This is a genomic window from Corynebacterium sp. ACRQP (assembly GCF_022345915.1).
Taxonomy (GTDB): Bacteria; Actinomycetota; Actinomycetes; order Mycobacteriales; family Mycobacteriaceae; genus Corynebacterium; species Corynebacterium lehmanniae.
In genome coordinates, this window is sequence record NZ_JAKRMZ010000014.1 from 40,813 (window position 1) to 53,959 (window position 13,147).

At 65.3% G+C, this 13,147-nt stretch carries 12 protein-coding genes; 8 read left to right on the forward strand and 4 right to left on the reverse strand.

Annotated elements, in window-relative coordinates; all coding sequences use genetic code 11:
- Positions 1-32: 32 nt before the first annotated feature.
- Together MHY23_RS06955 and hrpA are read left to right on the forward strand one after the other, a co-directional pair.
- A complete protein-coding gene (locus tag MHY23_RS06955) occupies positions 33-989 on the forward strand; it encodes a hydrogen peroxide-inducible genes activator (protein WP_239306953.1) in 957 nt (318 codons plus the stop codon).
- Positions 990-1,004: 15 nt separating this feature from the next.
- A complete protein-coding gene (gene hrpA, locus MHY23_RS06960) occupies positions 1,005-4,970 on the forward strand; it encodes an ATP-dependent RNA helicase HrpA (RefSeq protein WP_239306954.1) in 3,966 nt (1,321 codons plus the stop codon).
- Positions 4,971-4,985: 15 nt separating this feature from the next.
- On the opposite strand, the gene nrdR is transcribed toward hrpA, so the two are convergent.
- Entirely contained in the window at positions 4,986-5,444 is a 459-nt protein-coding gene (gene nrdR, locus MHY23_RS06965) for a transcriptional regulator NrdR (protein ID WP_034998765.1), read from the reverse strand.
- A 56-nt stretch (positions 5,445-5,500) separates the two neighbouring features.
- Entirely contained in the window at positions 5,501-5,881 is a 381-nt protein-coding gene (locus tag MHY23_RS06970; RefSeq protein ID WP_239306955.1) for a hypothetical protein, read from the reverse strand.
- A gap of 210 nt (positions 5,882-6,091) precedes the next feature.
- On the opposite strand from MHY23_RS06970, the gene lexA reads away from it, so the two are divergent.
- The 3 genes from lexA (at position 6,092) to MHY23_RS06985 (ending at position 8,035) form a co-directional block, all read left to right on the forward strand.
- Positions 6,092-6,772, forward strand: a complete 681-nt coding sequence (gene lexA, locus MHY23_RS06975; protein WP_181888577.1) for a transcriptional repressor LexA — start codon at positions 6,092-6,094, stop codon at positions 6,770-6,772.
- A gap of 71 nt (positions 6,773-6,843) precedes the next feature.
- A complete protein-coding gene (locus MHY23_RS06980; RefSeq protein ID WP_239306956.1) occupies positions 6,844-7,632 on the forward strand; it encodes a DeoR/GlpR family DNA-binding transcription regulator in 789 nt (262 codons plus the stop codon).
- Between the two features lie 133 nt (positions 7,633-7,765).
- Positions 7,766-8,035 (forward strand): HPr family phosphocarrier protein, encoded by a 270-nt coding sequence (locus tag MHY23_RS06985; protein WP_070474252.1) that lies wholly within the window; start codon positions 7,766-7,768, stop codon positions 8,033-8,035.
- A 75-nt stretch (positions 8,036-8,110) separates the two neighbouring features.
- Here MHY23_RS06985 and MHY23_RS06990 read toward each other — a convergent pair whose 3' ends face one another.
- Positions 8,111-9,421: a solute carrier family 23 protein gene (locus MHY23_RS06990; RefSeq protein ID WP_239306957.1), complete on the reverse strand. Its 1,311-nt coding sequence runs from the start codon at positions 9,419-9,421 to the stop codon at positions 8,111-8,113.
- Between the two features lie 100 nt (positions 9,422-9,521).
- Here MHY23_RS06990 and nagB point away from each other — a divergent pair, with 100 nt between their 5' ends.
- Complete coding sequence (gene nagB, locus MHY23_RS06995; RefSeq protein ID WP_239306958.1) at positions 9,522-10,247, forward strand: glucosamine-6-phosphate deaminase; 726 nt, start codon at positions 9,522-9,524, stop codon at positions 10,245-10,247.
- On the opposite strand, the gene hflX is transcribed toward nagB, so the two are convergent.
- Entirely contained in the window at positions 10,248-11,783 is a 1,536-nt protein-coding gene (hflX, locus tag MHY23_RS07000) for a GTPase HflX (RefSeq protein ID WP_239306959.1), read from the reverse strand.
- 70 nt (positions 11,784-11,853) lie between these two features.
- On the opposite strand from hflX, the gene MHY23_RS07005 reads away from it, so the two are divergent.
- Both MHY23_RS07005 and MHY23_RS07010 read left to right on the forward strand, forming a co-directional pair.
- A complete protein-coding gene (locus tag MHY23_RS07005) occupies positions 11,854-12,606 on the forward strand; it encodes a hypothetical protein (RefSeq protein WP_239306960.1) in 753 nt (250 codons plus the stop codon).
- Positions 12,607-12,625: 19 nt separating this feature from the next.
- Positions 12,626-13,141: a hypothetical protein gene (locus MHY23_RS07010; RefSeq protein ID WP_239306961.1), complete on the forward strand. Its 516-nt coding sequence runs from the start codon at positions 12,626-12,628 to the stop codon at positions 13,139-13,141.
- Positions 13,142-13,147 lie beyond the last annotated feature (6 nt).

Genomic DNA, 13,147 nt, shown 5'->3' on the forward strand with positions numbered 1-13,147 from the left:
AAAACCTATGAACTTCGTGTAGGTTCATAGGCATGACTAATCGAGAGTATAAACCGACGCTCGCTCAGATCCGGACGTTTGTCACCGTCGCCGAGCAAAAGCACTTCGTCTCCGCGGCGAACAAGCTCGGCATCTCACAGCCGTCCCTCTCACAGGCACTCGCCGCCTTGGAGGCCGGCTTGGGCATCCAACTCATCGAGCGCTCCACCCGGCGCGTCATCGTCACCCCCACCGGCGAGGAGCTCCTCCCCTATGCGAAGGCGACGCTGGAAGCTGCCGACGCGTTCGTAGCGCAATCCCGCGGCGCCCTCGGAGTGCTGGCCGGGCCGCTGAACATCGGCATGATCCCCACCATCGCCCCGTACATCCTGCCGACGCTGCTGAAGCTCATCGAGGAGGAGTATCCGGACTTGGAGCCGCGCATTGTGGAGAACCAGACCGAGGAGCTGCTGCAGCGGCTTCGCGACGGGCAGATCGACGTCGCAGTGCTCGCCACCCCAACCGGCGCCACCGGGGTGTCGGAAATCCCGCTCTACGACGAAACCTTCGCGGTGATCACCTCCCCCGACCATCCCGTGGCCGGCAGAGGAGACCTCGATCTGAACGCGCTGCACGACCTCGATCTGCTGTTGCTGGACGACGGGCACTGCCTGCGCGATCAAATCGTGGAGTTGTGCAAGATCGCGGAGGTCAACCGCTCCCCCGGCGCGCAGTCAGTCACCCGCGCGGCGTCGCTGACCACGGTGGTGCAGCTGGTGGTGGCCGGACTCGGCTCCACGCTGGTGCCCGTCTCCGCCTTGTCCACCGAGTGCGCGCGCCCCGGCATCGCCGTTTCCGCCTTCGGCCCGGGCGTGGACGCGAAACGCACCGTCGGGCTCGCAATGCGGGCATCGTCTCGTCGCCGTCCGGAGTTCGAGCAGCTCGGCGAGTTAGTCTCCCGCGCCTTCAAGGAAGCGACGGAATCGAGCCGTAAGCTGCTGCCGCGCTAGACTCACGCTCTGGTTATGAATGAGCACGCATCCCCTACCTCACCTCCCACGAAGCCGCAGCTGTATGAGGCGCTCGACGGCGTCCCGATCGCTGACGTGCGCAGGTTCCGCCGGCGTCTGAAGAAGGCCAATTCCACTGAAGCGTTGACGGCGATTGGGGCGGACGTGGACAAGGCGGCAGCTGCCGTCGCTAAGCGCGATGCCCTCGTCCCCGAGATCACCTACCCGGAGAACCTGCCGGTTTCTGCGCGGCGCGAGGACATCATGGAGCTGGTGCGCGACAACCAGGTCGTGGTGATCGCGGGCGAGACCGGCTCCGGCAAAACCACCCAGATTCCGAAGATGCTGCTGGAGCTGGGCCGCGGGCGCCGAGGCCTGATCGGGCACACGCAGCCGCGCAGGCTCGCCGCGCGCACTGTGGCGGAGCGCATCGCCGACGAGCTGGGCCAGGACATCGGCGAGTCCGTCGGCTACGCCATCCGCTTCGACGACCGGGTCTCCGAATCCACGGCGGTGAAGCTGATGACGGACGGCATCCTGCTCGCGGAGATGCAGCGCGACCGGTTCCTCAACGCCTACGACACGATCATCATCGACGAGGCGCACGAACGCTCGCTGAACATCGACTTTTTGCTCGGGTACCTCAAGCGGCTGCTGCCGAAGCGTCCGGATCTGAAGGTGATCGTCACCTCCGCAACCATCGACCCGGAAGCCTTCGCCGAGCACTTTGCCGACGCCGAGGGCAACCCCGCCCCCATCATCGAGGTCTCTGGCCGCACCTACCCGGTGGAGATCCGCTACCGCCCCCTGGTGGAGCAGGTGCAGGCAAAAGACGGCTCCGTCAAGGAGATCGACACCGACATGATCGACGGTGTGGTCGAAGCCTGCAAGGAGCTCATGGGCGAAGGCAAAGGCGACATCTTGTGCTTCTTCGCCTCCGAGCGCGACATCCGCGACTGCATGGAGGCCATTGAAAAGCAGCACTGGCGCGGCGTCGAGGTCGTGCCTTTGTTCGGCCGCCTATCGAATGCGGAGCAGCACCGAGTCTTTGCCCCGCACTCCGGTCGGCGCATCGTGCTGTCCACCAACATCGCGGAGACCTCGCTGACCGTGCCGGGGATCCACTACGTGGTGGACACCGGCCTGGCGCGCATCTCGCGCTATTCCACGCGCACCAAGGTGCAGCGACTGCCCATCGAGGAGATCTCCCAGGCCTCCGCCAACCAACGCTCCGGCCGCTCCGGCCGTATCGCCGACGGTGTGGCCATCCGCCTGTACTCCGAGGACAACTTCGAGGCGCGCCCCGAGTTCACCGACCCGGAGATCCTGCGCACCAACCTGGCCTCCGTGGTGCTGCAGATGATCTCCCTGCGCCTCGGCGACATCAACGACTTCCCCTTCATCCAGCCGCCGGATAAGAAGGCCGTGCGCGACGGCCTGCTGCTCCTGCACGAGCTCGGCGCGATCTCGGACAAAGAACGCGACGGCGCACCCGTGCTCACCGACGTCGGGCGCGACATCGCGCGCATTCCGGTGGACCCGAAGATGGCGCGCATGCTGGTGGAGGCCAACCGGCTCGGTGTGCTCGACGACGTCACCGTGATCGTGGCCAGCATGACCATCCAGGACGTGCGTGAGCGCCCCCTGGAGTACCAGGCCCAGGCCGACCAGGCCCACGCCCGGTTCAAGGACGCGACGTCGGACTTCCTGTCCTCGCTGAAGCTGTGGGACTACATTGGCGACTCGCGCGACGAGCTATCCGGCAACGCCTTCCGCAAGCGCATGAAGCGCGAGTTTTTGCACTACATGCGCATCCGCGAATGGTTCGACCTGGTGCGCCAACTGCGCGACGTGGAGCGCCAGCTGGGCTGGTCCCGAGCCGAGAACGTCGCCGGCGAGCGCGACGCCGACGCGATCCACAAGTCGCTGCTCACGGGCCTTTTGTCCAACATCGGCGCCCGCGACGGCAACTCGAAGGAGTTCCAGGGTGCGCGCGGGACGCGGTTCTTGGTCTTCCCCGGGTCGTCGCTAAGCAAAAAGCCCCCGGAGTTCCTCATGGCCGCCGAGCTGGTGGAAACCTCGCGCCTGTGGGCGCGCGACGTGGCAAAGATCGAGCCCGCCTGGGTGGAGGCTGCCGCGGGCGAGCTGATGAAGCACAGCTACTCCGAGCCTGTGTGGTCGCGGAAGCGCTCGGCCGCGATGGTGCACCAGAAGTCGATGCTCTACGGCGTGACCATCGTGCGCGACCGGCTTGTGCCTTACCACCGCGTGGATGCCGAGGGCGCGCGCAACATGTTTATTCGCCACGCCCTGCTCGAGGGCGACTGGAACCGCCACCACCACTTCATCGACCACAACGAAGCCCTACTCGCCGAAGCCGCTGAGGTGGAGGAAAAGGTGCGCCGCCGCGGATTGGTGGTGGACGAGGACACCCTGTTCGAGTTCTACGACTCGCGCTTGCCGCAAAGTGTCACCACCGCCCGCCACTTCGACTCGTGGTGGAAGAAAAAGCGGGCCGAGGACAAGCACTACTTGGACTTTGACCCAGCCGCGCTTCTCGACGACGAAGGCGTGGACTCCTCCGCCGCCGCCTTCCCCGAGGTGTGGCGCCAAGGCACCATCGACTACGCGTTGCGCTACAAGTTCGAGCCGGGCGACCCTTTCGACGGCGTGACCGTGGACGTGCCCGTGCCGCTTTTGGCCAATTTGCGGCCGGACGGCTTTGACTGGCTGGTGCCGGGGCTGCGCTCGGAGCTTGCCGCGGAGTACATCCGCACGCTGCCGAAGGCGCTGCGCAAGACCGTGGTGCCGGCGCCCGACTTCGCCGAGCGCGCCCTCGACGCGATCCGCGCGCAGCAGGACGCTGACGGCGTCAGCGAGCGGGAGCTGCGGGAAATACCGTTTGCCGAGGCACTCGCGGAGGCGCTCAGAAGCGTCGGCGGGCGCGGCATCAACGGTGCCGACTTCAACCCGGCCGCGCTCCCGGACCACCTGAAGGTCACGTTCGCGGCGATCGACCGCCGCGGCAAAGTGGTCGACCACGACACGGACCTCGGTGCGTTGAAGCGCCGCCAGGCCGGCAAGATCAAGTCCTCCGTGTCCAAGGCCGGCCGCACATCTGAATCGGATGCGGTGGCGAAGTGGACCACCGACTCCCTCGGCGCGGTGCCGGAGACGGTAACCACGACTATCGACGGCAACGAGGTCGACGCCTACCCGGCACTCGAGGCCACCAAGGACGGCGTGAAGGTCACCGTGCATCCGACGAAGGCCGCCGCAGACGCCTCGATGGTCACGGCGACGCTGACGCTGCTGCTGCGGGAGATCACGGTCAACGCGGGGCAGATGACCAAGGGGCTGCCGCTGCGGCAGAAGGTGGCGGTGGACCGCTACCCGCACGGCGGCGCCGACGGGCTTGTGGAGGACGCCCGCGTCGCTGTGATCCGCGACCTGATGTTCTCCTCCGGCGGGCCGGTGCGCTCCCCCGAGGAGTTCGACGCGCTGGTGGGCGAAATCCGGCCCCAGGTCGCAGGAGGTGTGCGCCGTGTGGTGGTCACGTTGGCGCCGGCGCTCGCGGAGTACGCGAACATTGCAGCGGAGCTGCGGCAGTGGGAAGGCCCAGCTATCGACGACATGACGTCGCAGCTGCAGTTCTTCCTGCCGAAGCACGCGGTAACCGTTCACGGCATCGGCCACTTGCAGCATTTGCCCCGCTACATCGACGCGATGCGGATCCGGTTGGAGGACATGCGCCTAGATCCGGACCGCGACGCCGACCGGCAGTCCGTGATTGATTCGGTGAAGGCTTACTTGGCGCAGCGTATGAAGTCCTTGCCTGCGGGCCGGACAAAGACCAAGGCCTACAAGGACATTTTGTGGCTGATTGAGGAGCTGCGGGTGAGCCTGTTTGCGCAGCGGCTGGGCACGCCGAGGCCGGTGAGCCAGCGTCGCATTGAGAAGAAGATTGACGCGCTGCGTTAGCGCCATGGCCGCGGGTTAGAAGTCTTCGCGGTCGCGGCGACGCATGAGCCGGATTTCGGATTCGAAGTCGTCCGCGCTCTCGAACGACTTGTACACGGACGCGAAGCGCAGATACGCCACCTCATCGAGGGCACGCAGCGGTTCGAGGACCGCCAGACCGATCTCGTGGGCGGGCACCTGCGAGCTGCCCTGCGCGCGCACAGTCTCTTCCACTTCCTGGGCCAGACGCTTCAATGCGTCGTCGGTGACATCGCGGCCTTGGCATGCTCGGCGCACGCCGACGATAAGCTTGTCGCGGTCGAACGGTTCGCTCACGCCGTTGCGTTTCACAACAGTGAGGACGGCCTTTTCCACTGTGGTGAAACGCCCCCCGCACTCGGTGCACTCTCTGCGGCGGCGAATTGCTGAGCCGGCCTCGACCAGCCGCGAGTCAGTCACACGAGATTGCTCGTTGTGGCAAAAAGGACAAAACACGGTCTTCCACCCCCATAGTTTTCAAGGCTTGGCGTAGCCGTGAGTCTACGCCCTGCCTAGCGCGCAGTTGCCGCCACAGCCGAATGAGCCGCCTGGCCACTGGACATGGACGAAGGATCCTCTGCTTGCGCCGAGAAAACACCGCCGAATGCGGAACCGATAAGCAGCGCCGCAGTCATGCACACGCCGAGCAGGAGCGTATCGCGCGTCTCGTGCCGTGTTTCGAACGCGTTCACATTGGAAGGACCGTCCAGACTCCCCTTGACGGATGAGCGAGCACCCGTTCGATGGGATCCGGAAATCGCTCGAACACCGGCGCCGCCTGTTCGACGCTTCGGTGCGGATTCAACATCCCAGACTTCTGCCGGAGGGACCACAGATGCGGCTCCGGCGCGTCCAACTAACGTGTTGTGTACTGGATTGATTGCAACTGACATGGTGTGTCTCCCTTCTTTCTGCGGCACACTCTACGTTCGGCACCGACACGCTCGAACGTTCTAACGTTCATTTGTTCGAATACGCTTACGTGTTCGATTTATAGCATCACGTTCAATACGTGTCCACCCAAAGCTTGCACCCATCGAACATGAGTGCCCTATCTGGTAGGTTCGTAGGCGCACAACGCCACCGAGTCCAAGGAGAACGTCATGGCACGAAAGAAGTCCGATCCAGGCAACCCGGATTACAACGCGCTGTCAGACCGCCAGCGCCGGATCCTCCAGGTCATTCAGGACGCTGTGGTCCTGCGCGGTTACCCGCCGAGCATCCGCGAGATCGGTGACGCGGCCGGGCTGCAGTCCACCTCGTCTGTCGCATACCAGCTCAAAGAGCTGGAGAAGAAGGGATTCCTCCGCCGCGACCCGAACAAGCCCCGCGCCGTGGACTTGCGCCAAATGCCGGAAGCCGGCCGAAAGAAGCGCAAGCCGCAGGAGGCGAAGCCGGAAGATTCTGGCAATGCCCGCTACGTGCCGGTAGTCGGACAGATTGCCGCGGGTGCCCCGATCCTCGCCGAGGAGAACGTGGACACCTACTACCCCCTGCCCGAGGAGCTGCTCGGTGACGGCGATGTGTTCATGCTCAAGGTCGTCGGCGAATCCATGCGCGACGCCGGCATCCTCGACGGCGACTGGGTGGTTGTCCGCTCCCAGCCGAACGCCGAGGAGGGCGAGTTCGTCGCGGCGTTGCTCGACGGTGAGGCGACGGTCAAGGAGTTCCACCGCGACTCCACCGGTGTGTGGCTGTTGCCCCACAACGATGCCTTCGAGCCGATTAAGGGCGACGAAGCGGAGATCATGGGGCGTGTCATCTCGGTGTTCCGTACGCTGTAGTCGGTGCGTTTGCATCGAGCAGCCGCAGCCCCACAGACCGGAAATCACATAACGACAAGCGCAGGAGATCGATGTACGCCGAGGAGCGTAGACGCCAAATCGCGTCTTTGACCGCAGTTGAAGGCCGCGTCAACGTCACTGAGTTGGCGCAGCGCTTCGACGTCACCGCGGAGACCATCCGCCGTGACCTTTCGGCATTGCACGACGAAGGCGCTGTGCACCGCGTCCACGGCGGCGCGGTGGCGAGCCAGTCCTACCGCTCGACGGAAATTCCGCTGGATACCCGTCAGCGCGCCTCCCTTGCCGCTAAAGCCGCGATTGCGGAAACCGCGCTGCAGTTCGTGCCGGATGCGCAAAGTTGCACCATCTTTTTGGACTCGGGCACGACGATCAGCAGCTTGGGCAGGCGTCTGGCGGAGACCCGCGGGGACCGGGAGTACTCGGTGGTGACCAACTCCATCCCCACTGCATTGGAGCTGAGCGATTCCGGATTGCACGATGTGCAGCTTCTCGGCGGCTCAGTCCGGCCGATCAGTCAGGCAGTCGTCGGCAGTACCGCGCTTCGCACCCTCGCTCTGTTGCGCGCCGACGTGGCGTTCGTGGGCACCAACGCGTTGTCCATCGGCCACGGCCTGTCCACTGTGGACGCCAAGGAGGCGGCGGTAAAGGCCGCGATGGTCACCAACGCCCGCAGGGTTGTCGTGTTGTGCGACTCCACGAAGCTGGGCAACGACTATGTGGTCAGCTTCGCGCCGCTGACGGACATCGACGTGGTGATCACCGACGCCGAAGCGCCCTCCGCGTTCGTGGACGAACTGCGCTCGCACGGTATCGAGGTCGTGCTCGCGCAGCCCCAGTAACCCTCGGTGCGCCGCCCGACGTATTTCACTGGGGCGTTCTTTGACTTTCTGCGCGAAAATGGTGGCATCTTCGCATGAATGCGACCTACACTCGTTGCAGACTTGAATGAAAAACAACGGAAAGGACACCCGAATGGCTTCCAAGACTGTGAAGGTCGGTTCCACCGTCGGGCTGCACGCTCGCCCGGCCACGGTGATCGCAGATGCTGCCGGCGAGTACGACGACGAGATCCTGCTGACGCTTGTCGGCGGCGACGATGACGACGAGACCGATGCCGCATCCTCGCTGATGATCATGGCGATGGGCGCGGAGCACGGCGACGAGGTCACTGTCACTTCCGACAACGCCGATGCCGTGGAGAAAATTGCGGCGCTGATCGAGCAGAACCTCGACGAGGAGTAAGCACTCTTCGCTTTACGACGAGCTAACGCCCGGGCACTGTGCCCGGGCGTTTTCACGTGCAGCATGGGCCAGCCGCTAGAACGTCGACGGCTTCGACACGTCGAACTCCTTGCGGTACTGCCCCTCCCCCAACGTGTTGTACGCCCAGCGCATCAACGGATAGATCACGATGATGCCCACTGAGCCCAGCGCGATGCCTTCCAACGTCACAGCGCCGATGTCGAGCGTGAGGTTGCCGATGCCGACAATCAGTGCCACCGCGGCCGCGGTGAGGTTCGCGGGATCGGTGAAGTCGACCTTGTTGTCCTGCCAAATACGCACGCCCAGCATGCCGATGAGCCCGTAGAGCACCAGGCACGCGCCGCCGAGCACGCCGGCGGGGATGGTGAAGATCACGGCACCGAACTTCGGGATGAACGCCAGCACAATCGCAAACGCGGCGGCGACCCAATACGCTGCGGTGGAGTACACCTTCGTCGCCGCCATCACGCCAATGTTCTCGGCGTAGGTGGTGGTGCCGGACCCGCCGAAACCGCCGGCGAGCGTGGTGGCGATGCCGTCGCCGATCAGCGCGCGGCCCTGCATGTCGTCGAGGTTGCGTCCAGTCATCTCGGATACGGCCTTGACGTGGCCGACGTTCTCCGCGATCAGCACGACCAACACCGGCAGGGTCACCAGCATGGCAGAGACGTGGAACTCCGGACGGTGGAACTGCGGCAGGCCGATCCACGGGGCGTCGGCGATCGTTTGCAGTGCGTCCTCGCCCAAGCCGCCCGTCAAGGCCGCGAACAGCCAGCCGACGAGCACGCCGATGAGGATGGAAAGGCGCGAGAGCAGGCCGCGGGTGGCCACGGTAACCACCACAACCGTCAGCAGCGTTACCGCCGCGACCCAGGGCTGGGTTTCCACGTTCGACACCGCGGTCGGCGCCAGGTTGAAGCCGATGAGCGCGACGATGGCGCCGGTGACCACGGGCGGCATCACCGCGTCGATGACGCGTTTGCCCGCCCATTCAACGATGATGCCGACGAGGATGAGTGCCACACCGGTCAGCAGCACCCCGCCCAGCTGCGCGCCGACGCCGTACTGCTGCGACGCCGTCAGCGGAGCGATAAAGGCGAAGGACGAACCCAGGTAGCTGGGCACTTTATTGCGGGTGATCAGCAAGAAGATGATGGTGCCCAGCCCGGAGAACAGCAGCGTGGTGTTCACCGGGAATCCGGTCAGGGTGGGCACCAGCAGTGTGGCTCCGAACATTGCAACCACGTGCTGCATGCCGATGCCGATGGTGCGCGGCCAGCTCAGCCGCTCGTCCGGGGCGACAACAGCCCCGGGGCGCACTGTGCGCCCGTCTCCGTGAATGGTCCAGCCGAAAGTGTTAGTCACGAAATGCCATTATCACCCCGCCACCTGATTTTTCCTGTGCCGGGGGTGCCTGGCGGGCAAAGTAATTAGCTCTCAGTGAGGGCTTGCTATTTTGAGCATCATGGAAATCATTGTGCGCCCCACCGCCGAAGAAGTAGGCGTGTCCGCAGCCGACATCATCGAACCGTTTGTTCGTGACGGCGCGACCCTCGGCTTGGCCACGGGTTCAACCCCGACCCCCACGTACATGGAGTTGATCCGCCGCCACCGCGAGGAAGGCTTGAGTTTCGCACAGTGCGACGCGTTCCTCCTGGACGAGTACGTCGGCCTGGAACGCTCCGACGAGCAGTCCTACTACGCCACCATCCGCCGCGAATTCACCAGCCATGTCGACATCGACGATGCAAAGGTGCAGTCTCTCGACGGCCTGTCGGCGGACACCGAAGCTGAAACCCGCAGCTACGAGCAGCGCATCGCAGCCGCCGGCGGCGTGGACGTGCAAATCCTCGGTGTGGGCGCCAACGGCCATATCGCGTTCAACGAGCCGCCCAGCGCCCTTGATTCGCGCACGCGCGAAATCGACCTGCACCCCACCACGGTGGCGGACAACGCCCGCTTCTTCGACAACGAGGACCAGGTGCCGCGCAAGGCCCTGACCCAGGGCGTGGGCACCATCATGGAGGCGCACACCATCGTGCTCATCGCCACCGGCCCGAACAAGGCCGACGCGGTCAAGGCGCTGGTGGAGGGACCGGTGTCCCCGGGCTGCCCGGCGTCGGTGCTGCAGAACCACCCGCGCACCACGGTCATCCTCGACGAGGATGCCGCGGCGAAGCTCAACCGATAGCTAGCTGACAACGAACTCCGCGTACTGCTCGGCCAGGACGCGGGGCAGGCGGACGTCGATACGCGTGCCCGCCTCCTCGTATTCCTCCGAGCGCACCGTGCCCTCGTCGTGGACGCGGCTGACCACATCGCCGCGGGTGTAGGGCACCACCATGGTCACGTGCGCGTCAATGGAGTTGAGGTGCTGCTCGATGCGCGCCTCAAGCTCCTCGATCCCCTCGCCGGTCAGCGCGGAGACGAACACTGCCGTGCGGCCGGTCTTTTCAAACGCGTGGCGCAGCTCGACCAGCACCAGCGGGTCGGCCTCGTCGATCTTGTTGACCACCACGATCTCCGGGGGCATTTCCTCGCCGGAATCGCGGGTGACCTCGGCGAGAACCTCGTTGACGGCCTCGATCTGCTTCAGCGGGAACGCATCCGAACCGTCCACGACGTGCAGCAGAAGATCGGCGCCGGCGACCTCTTCAAGCGTGGACTTGAACGCCTCAACCAACTGCGTGGGCAGGTGGCGCACAAACCCGACAGTGTCGGTGAGCACCACGTTGCGCCCGTCCGCGAGCTTCGCCTTGCGTGTGGACGGGTCCAGGGTGGCAAACAGCGCGTCCTCCACCAGCACGCCGGCGCCCGTCATCGCGTTGATCAGCGAGGACTTGCCCGCGTTGGTGTAGCCGGCAATCGCGATCTTCGGGATGGTGGAGCGCTGGCGCTGCGCGCGCTTGACCTCACGCGCCGTGGTCATGTCGCGCAGCTGGTGGCGCAGCTTCGCCATCTCGGTGCGCAGGCGGCGGCGGTCCGCCTCAATGCGCGTCTCACCGGGGCCACGCAGGCCCACGCCGCCGTTGGAGCCGGCGCGGCCGCCGGCCTGGCGCGACAGGTTGCCGCCCCAACCGCGGGTGCGGCTGTACAGGTACTCCATCTGCGCGAGGCTCACCTGGGCTTTGCCCTCTTTGCTCTTGGCGTGCTGGGCGAAGATGTCCAAGATAAGCATGGTGCGGTCGATCACCTTGATCTTTAGCGCTTCCTCAAGCGCGATCATCTGCGACGGCGAGAGCTCGCCGTCGAAAATCACCGTGTCCGCGCCGGTGGCCTGCACGATCTCGCGCAGCTCCGCCACCTTGCCTGAGCCGATGTAGGTGCCCGGGTCCGGCTTGTCGCGCTTCTGGTACAGCATGTCCAGCACGTCGGCGCCAGCAGTTTTCGCCAGCGCCGCCAGCTCCCACATGCTCGCCTCCATCTCCGCAGTGGTTCCCTCAGTCCACGCGCCGACGAGGAGCACTTCCTCCAGGCGGAGCTTGCGGTACTCAACCTCGTACCCGTCGGTCTGTTCTTCAGAGCGGAGTTCGGTGGCTCCGGTAACGCTGCGGAACGCGTTGCGGTCGGCGAGGTCCAGCGCACCGACCGTGGGTTCCGCACCGGGCTGTGGCTCGTTGTGGCGAAACGCCTGTCGCAGCAGTTCATCGTGGGTGCGCTGCTCGGGCGTCAGTTCGTCTTCAAGCAAAAAGCGATCTTTCCTGTGTGTTGAATCTGTCACTGTCATATCTACCCGATTAAACGCGGCAAGGCCCAGGATTCTTCCCGGTCGGGGCGATTGACTAGAATCAACGGCCATGAGTACAGCAGTCAGCACCGATCTTTCCGCACTCGGCTTGAGCTTTAACAGGTGGCAGGACGCGGTCGAAGCCGCGATCGCCACTGACCGCCTCGCCGTCGTCGGCGAAGTCCGGGGAGGCCAGCTGATCCAGTACACCGACCCGTCTGGCGCGCAGCTGAACATCCTGGCTGTGGAGCCGTTCGCCACCTTCGCGGGCTTCGAGTCGGTCACCCGCACCTACGCGCACATTACGCCGCTTAACGACGTCGTCGCGCTTGCCGAGGCGGTCGACCCCCGCGGCAACGCCATGGCGTCGCTGACAGTGAACCTCGCGCAGGAGCCGCTGCTTGTGGACGATCCCGCGCTCGAGTGGCAGGAATTGTCCGTCACAGCCCTGGGCCTGGCGGTTGACCGCTACGAATCCACCGAGGCCTACCTGGCGCTGCACCCGGGCACTGTGGTGGGCGCCGTTTCCTCCCCCGGCGCCGAGGCCGTGGCAAGCGGCAGTGCCACCACCCCGGATGCCAGCGCTGAGTTTTCGGCGCGCGTGCTGGAGGCGGAGTACCGCACCTCCGCGCTGACCGGCCAGCGCTTCATCCACGTCTCCGTCGACGCGGCGTTCCCGTTCGACGTGTGCCTGCCCGACGGCGAGCTGCCCGCGCGCGATTCCGTGATCGCCGGCACCGCCGTGATGGCCGGCTCCATTCCGACGCCTTCCGGCAGCGGCTGCGGGGGCTGCGGCGGATCCTGCGGGTGCGGCGGCCACTAGCCGTTACAGGGGCTTCCCGATGAGCTCACCGAACAGGGATCTCTCAAGAGCGTTAATCGGCGCACTCGTGCTCGCTGCCGTTGTGCTGCTGGTGTTCACGCTCAAACTGCCGGGTCTAATGTTGTCGGCTCTGCTGATCATCGGGGCGATATTGCTCGTGCGACGGGTGCAGATTGACCCGGAGGTGCTGGCGATCCGGTCGTCGCTGCAGTACGCGCGCGACGACATCGCCGAGGTGCTCGACGCCTACGAGCTGCTGCAGCACGGTGCGTCCGCTTCCGACATCGCGGACCGCACGTTGCACTACCCCGCCCTGGCTAACCCGGATAACTCGGTACCGCAGGTCAATGAATTTCTGCTGCGGGCCTCTTCCGCCCGGCGCTTCTTGGAGCGCATCGACGGCTACCTGGAGTCCACCTCCACCGACAAGGCGCAGCTGGAGCGCATCCTCACCGTCGCCGACGAGCGTGCCTTCGAACTGCAGGAGGCCTGGGACGACGCACGCCGGGCCGCGAAAGAAATCGGCCCGGCGTAGGTCTTC

Bases quoted from the DNA above. Each gene is read 5' to 3' on its own strand.
- hflX (WP_239306959.1), bottom strand. From the start codon at position 11,783: ATGACAGTGACAGATTCAACACACAGGAAAGATCGCTTTTTGCTTGAA.
- MHY23_RS07005 (WP_239306960.1), top strand. From the start codon at position 11,854: ATGAGTACAGCAGTCAGCACCGATCTTTCCGCACTCGGCTTGAGCTTT.
- hrpA (WP_239306954.1), top strand. From the start codon at position 1,005: ATGAATGAGCACGCATCCCCTACCTCACCTCCCACGAAGCCGCAGCTG.
- lexA (WP_181888577.1), top strand. From the start codon at position 6,092: ATGGCACGAAAGAAGTCCGATCCAGGCAACCCGGATTACAACGCGCTG.
- MHY23_RS06955 (WP_239306953.1), top strand. From the start codon at position 33: ATGACTAATCGAGAGTATAAACCGACGCTCGCTCAGATCCGGACGTTT.
- MHY23_RS06970 (WP_239306955.1), bottom strand. From the start codon at position 5,881: ATGTCAGTTGCAATCAATCCAGTACACAACACGTTAGTTGGACGCGCC.
- MHY23_RS06985 (WP_070474252.1), top strand. From the start codon at position 7,766: ATGGCTTCCAAGACTGTGAAGGTCGGTTCCACCGTCGGGCTGCACGCT.
- MHY23_RS07010 (WP_239306961.1), top strand. From the start codon at position 12,626: ATGAGCTCACCGAACAGGGATCTCTCAAGAGCGTTAATCGGCGCACTC.
- MHY23_RS06980 (WP_239306956.1), top strand. From the start codon at position 6,844: ATGTACGCCGAGGAGCGTAGACGCCAAATCGCGTCTTTGACCGCAGTT.
- nagB (WP_239306958.1), top strand. From the start codon at position 9,522: ATGGAAATCATTGTGCGCCCCACCGCCGAAGAAGTAGGCGTGTCCGCA.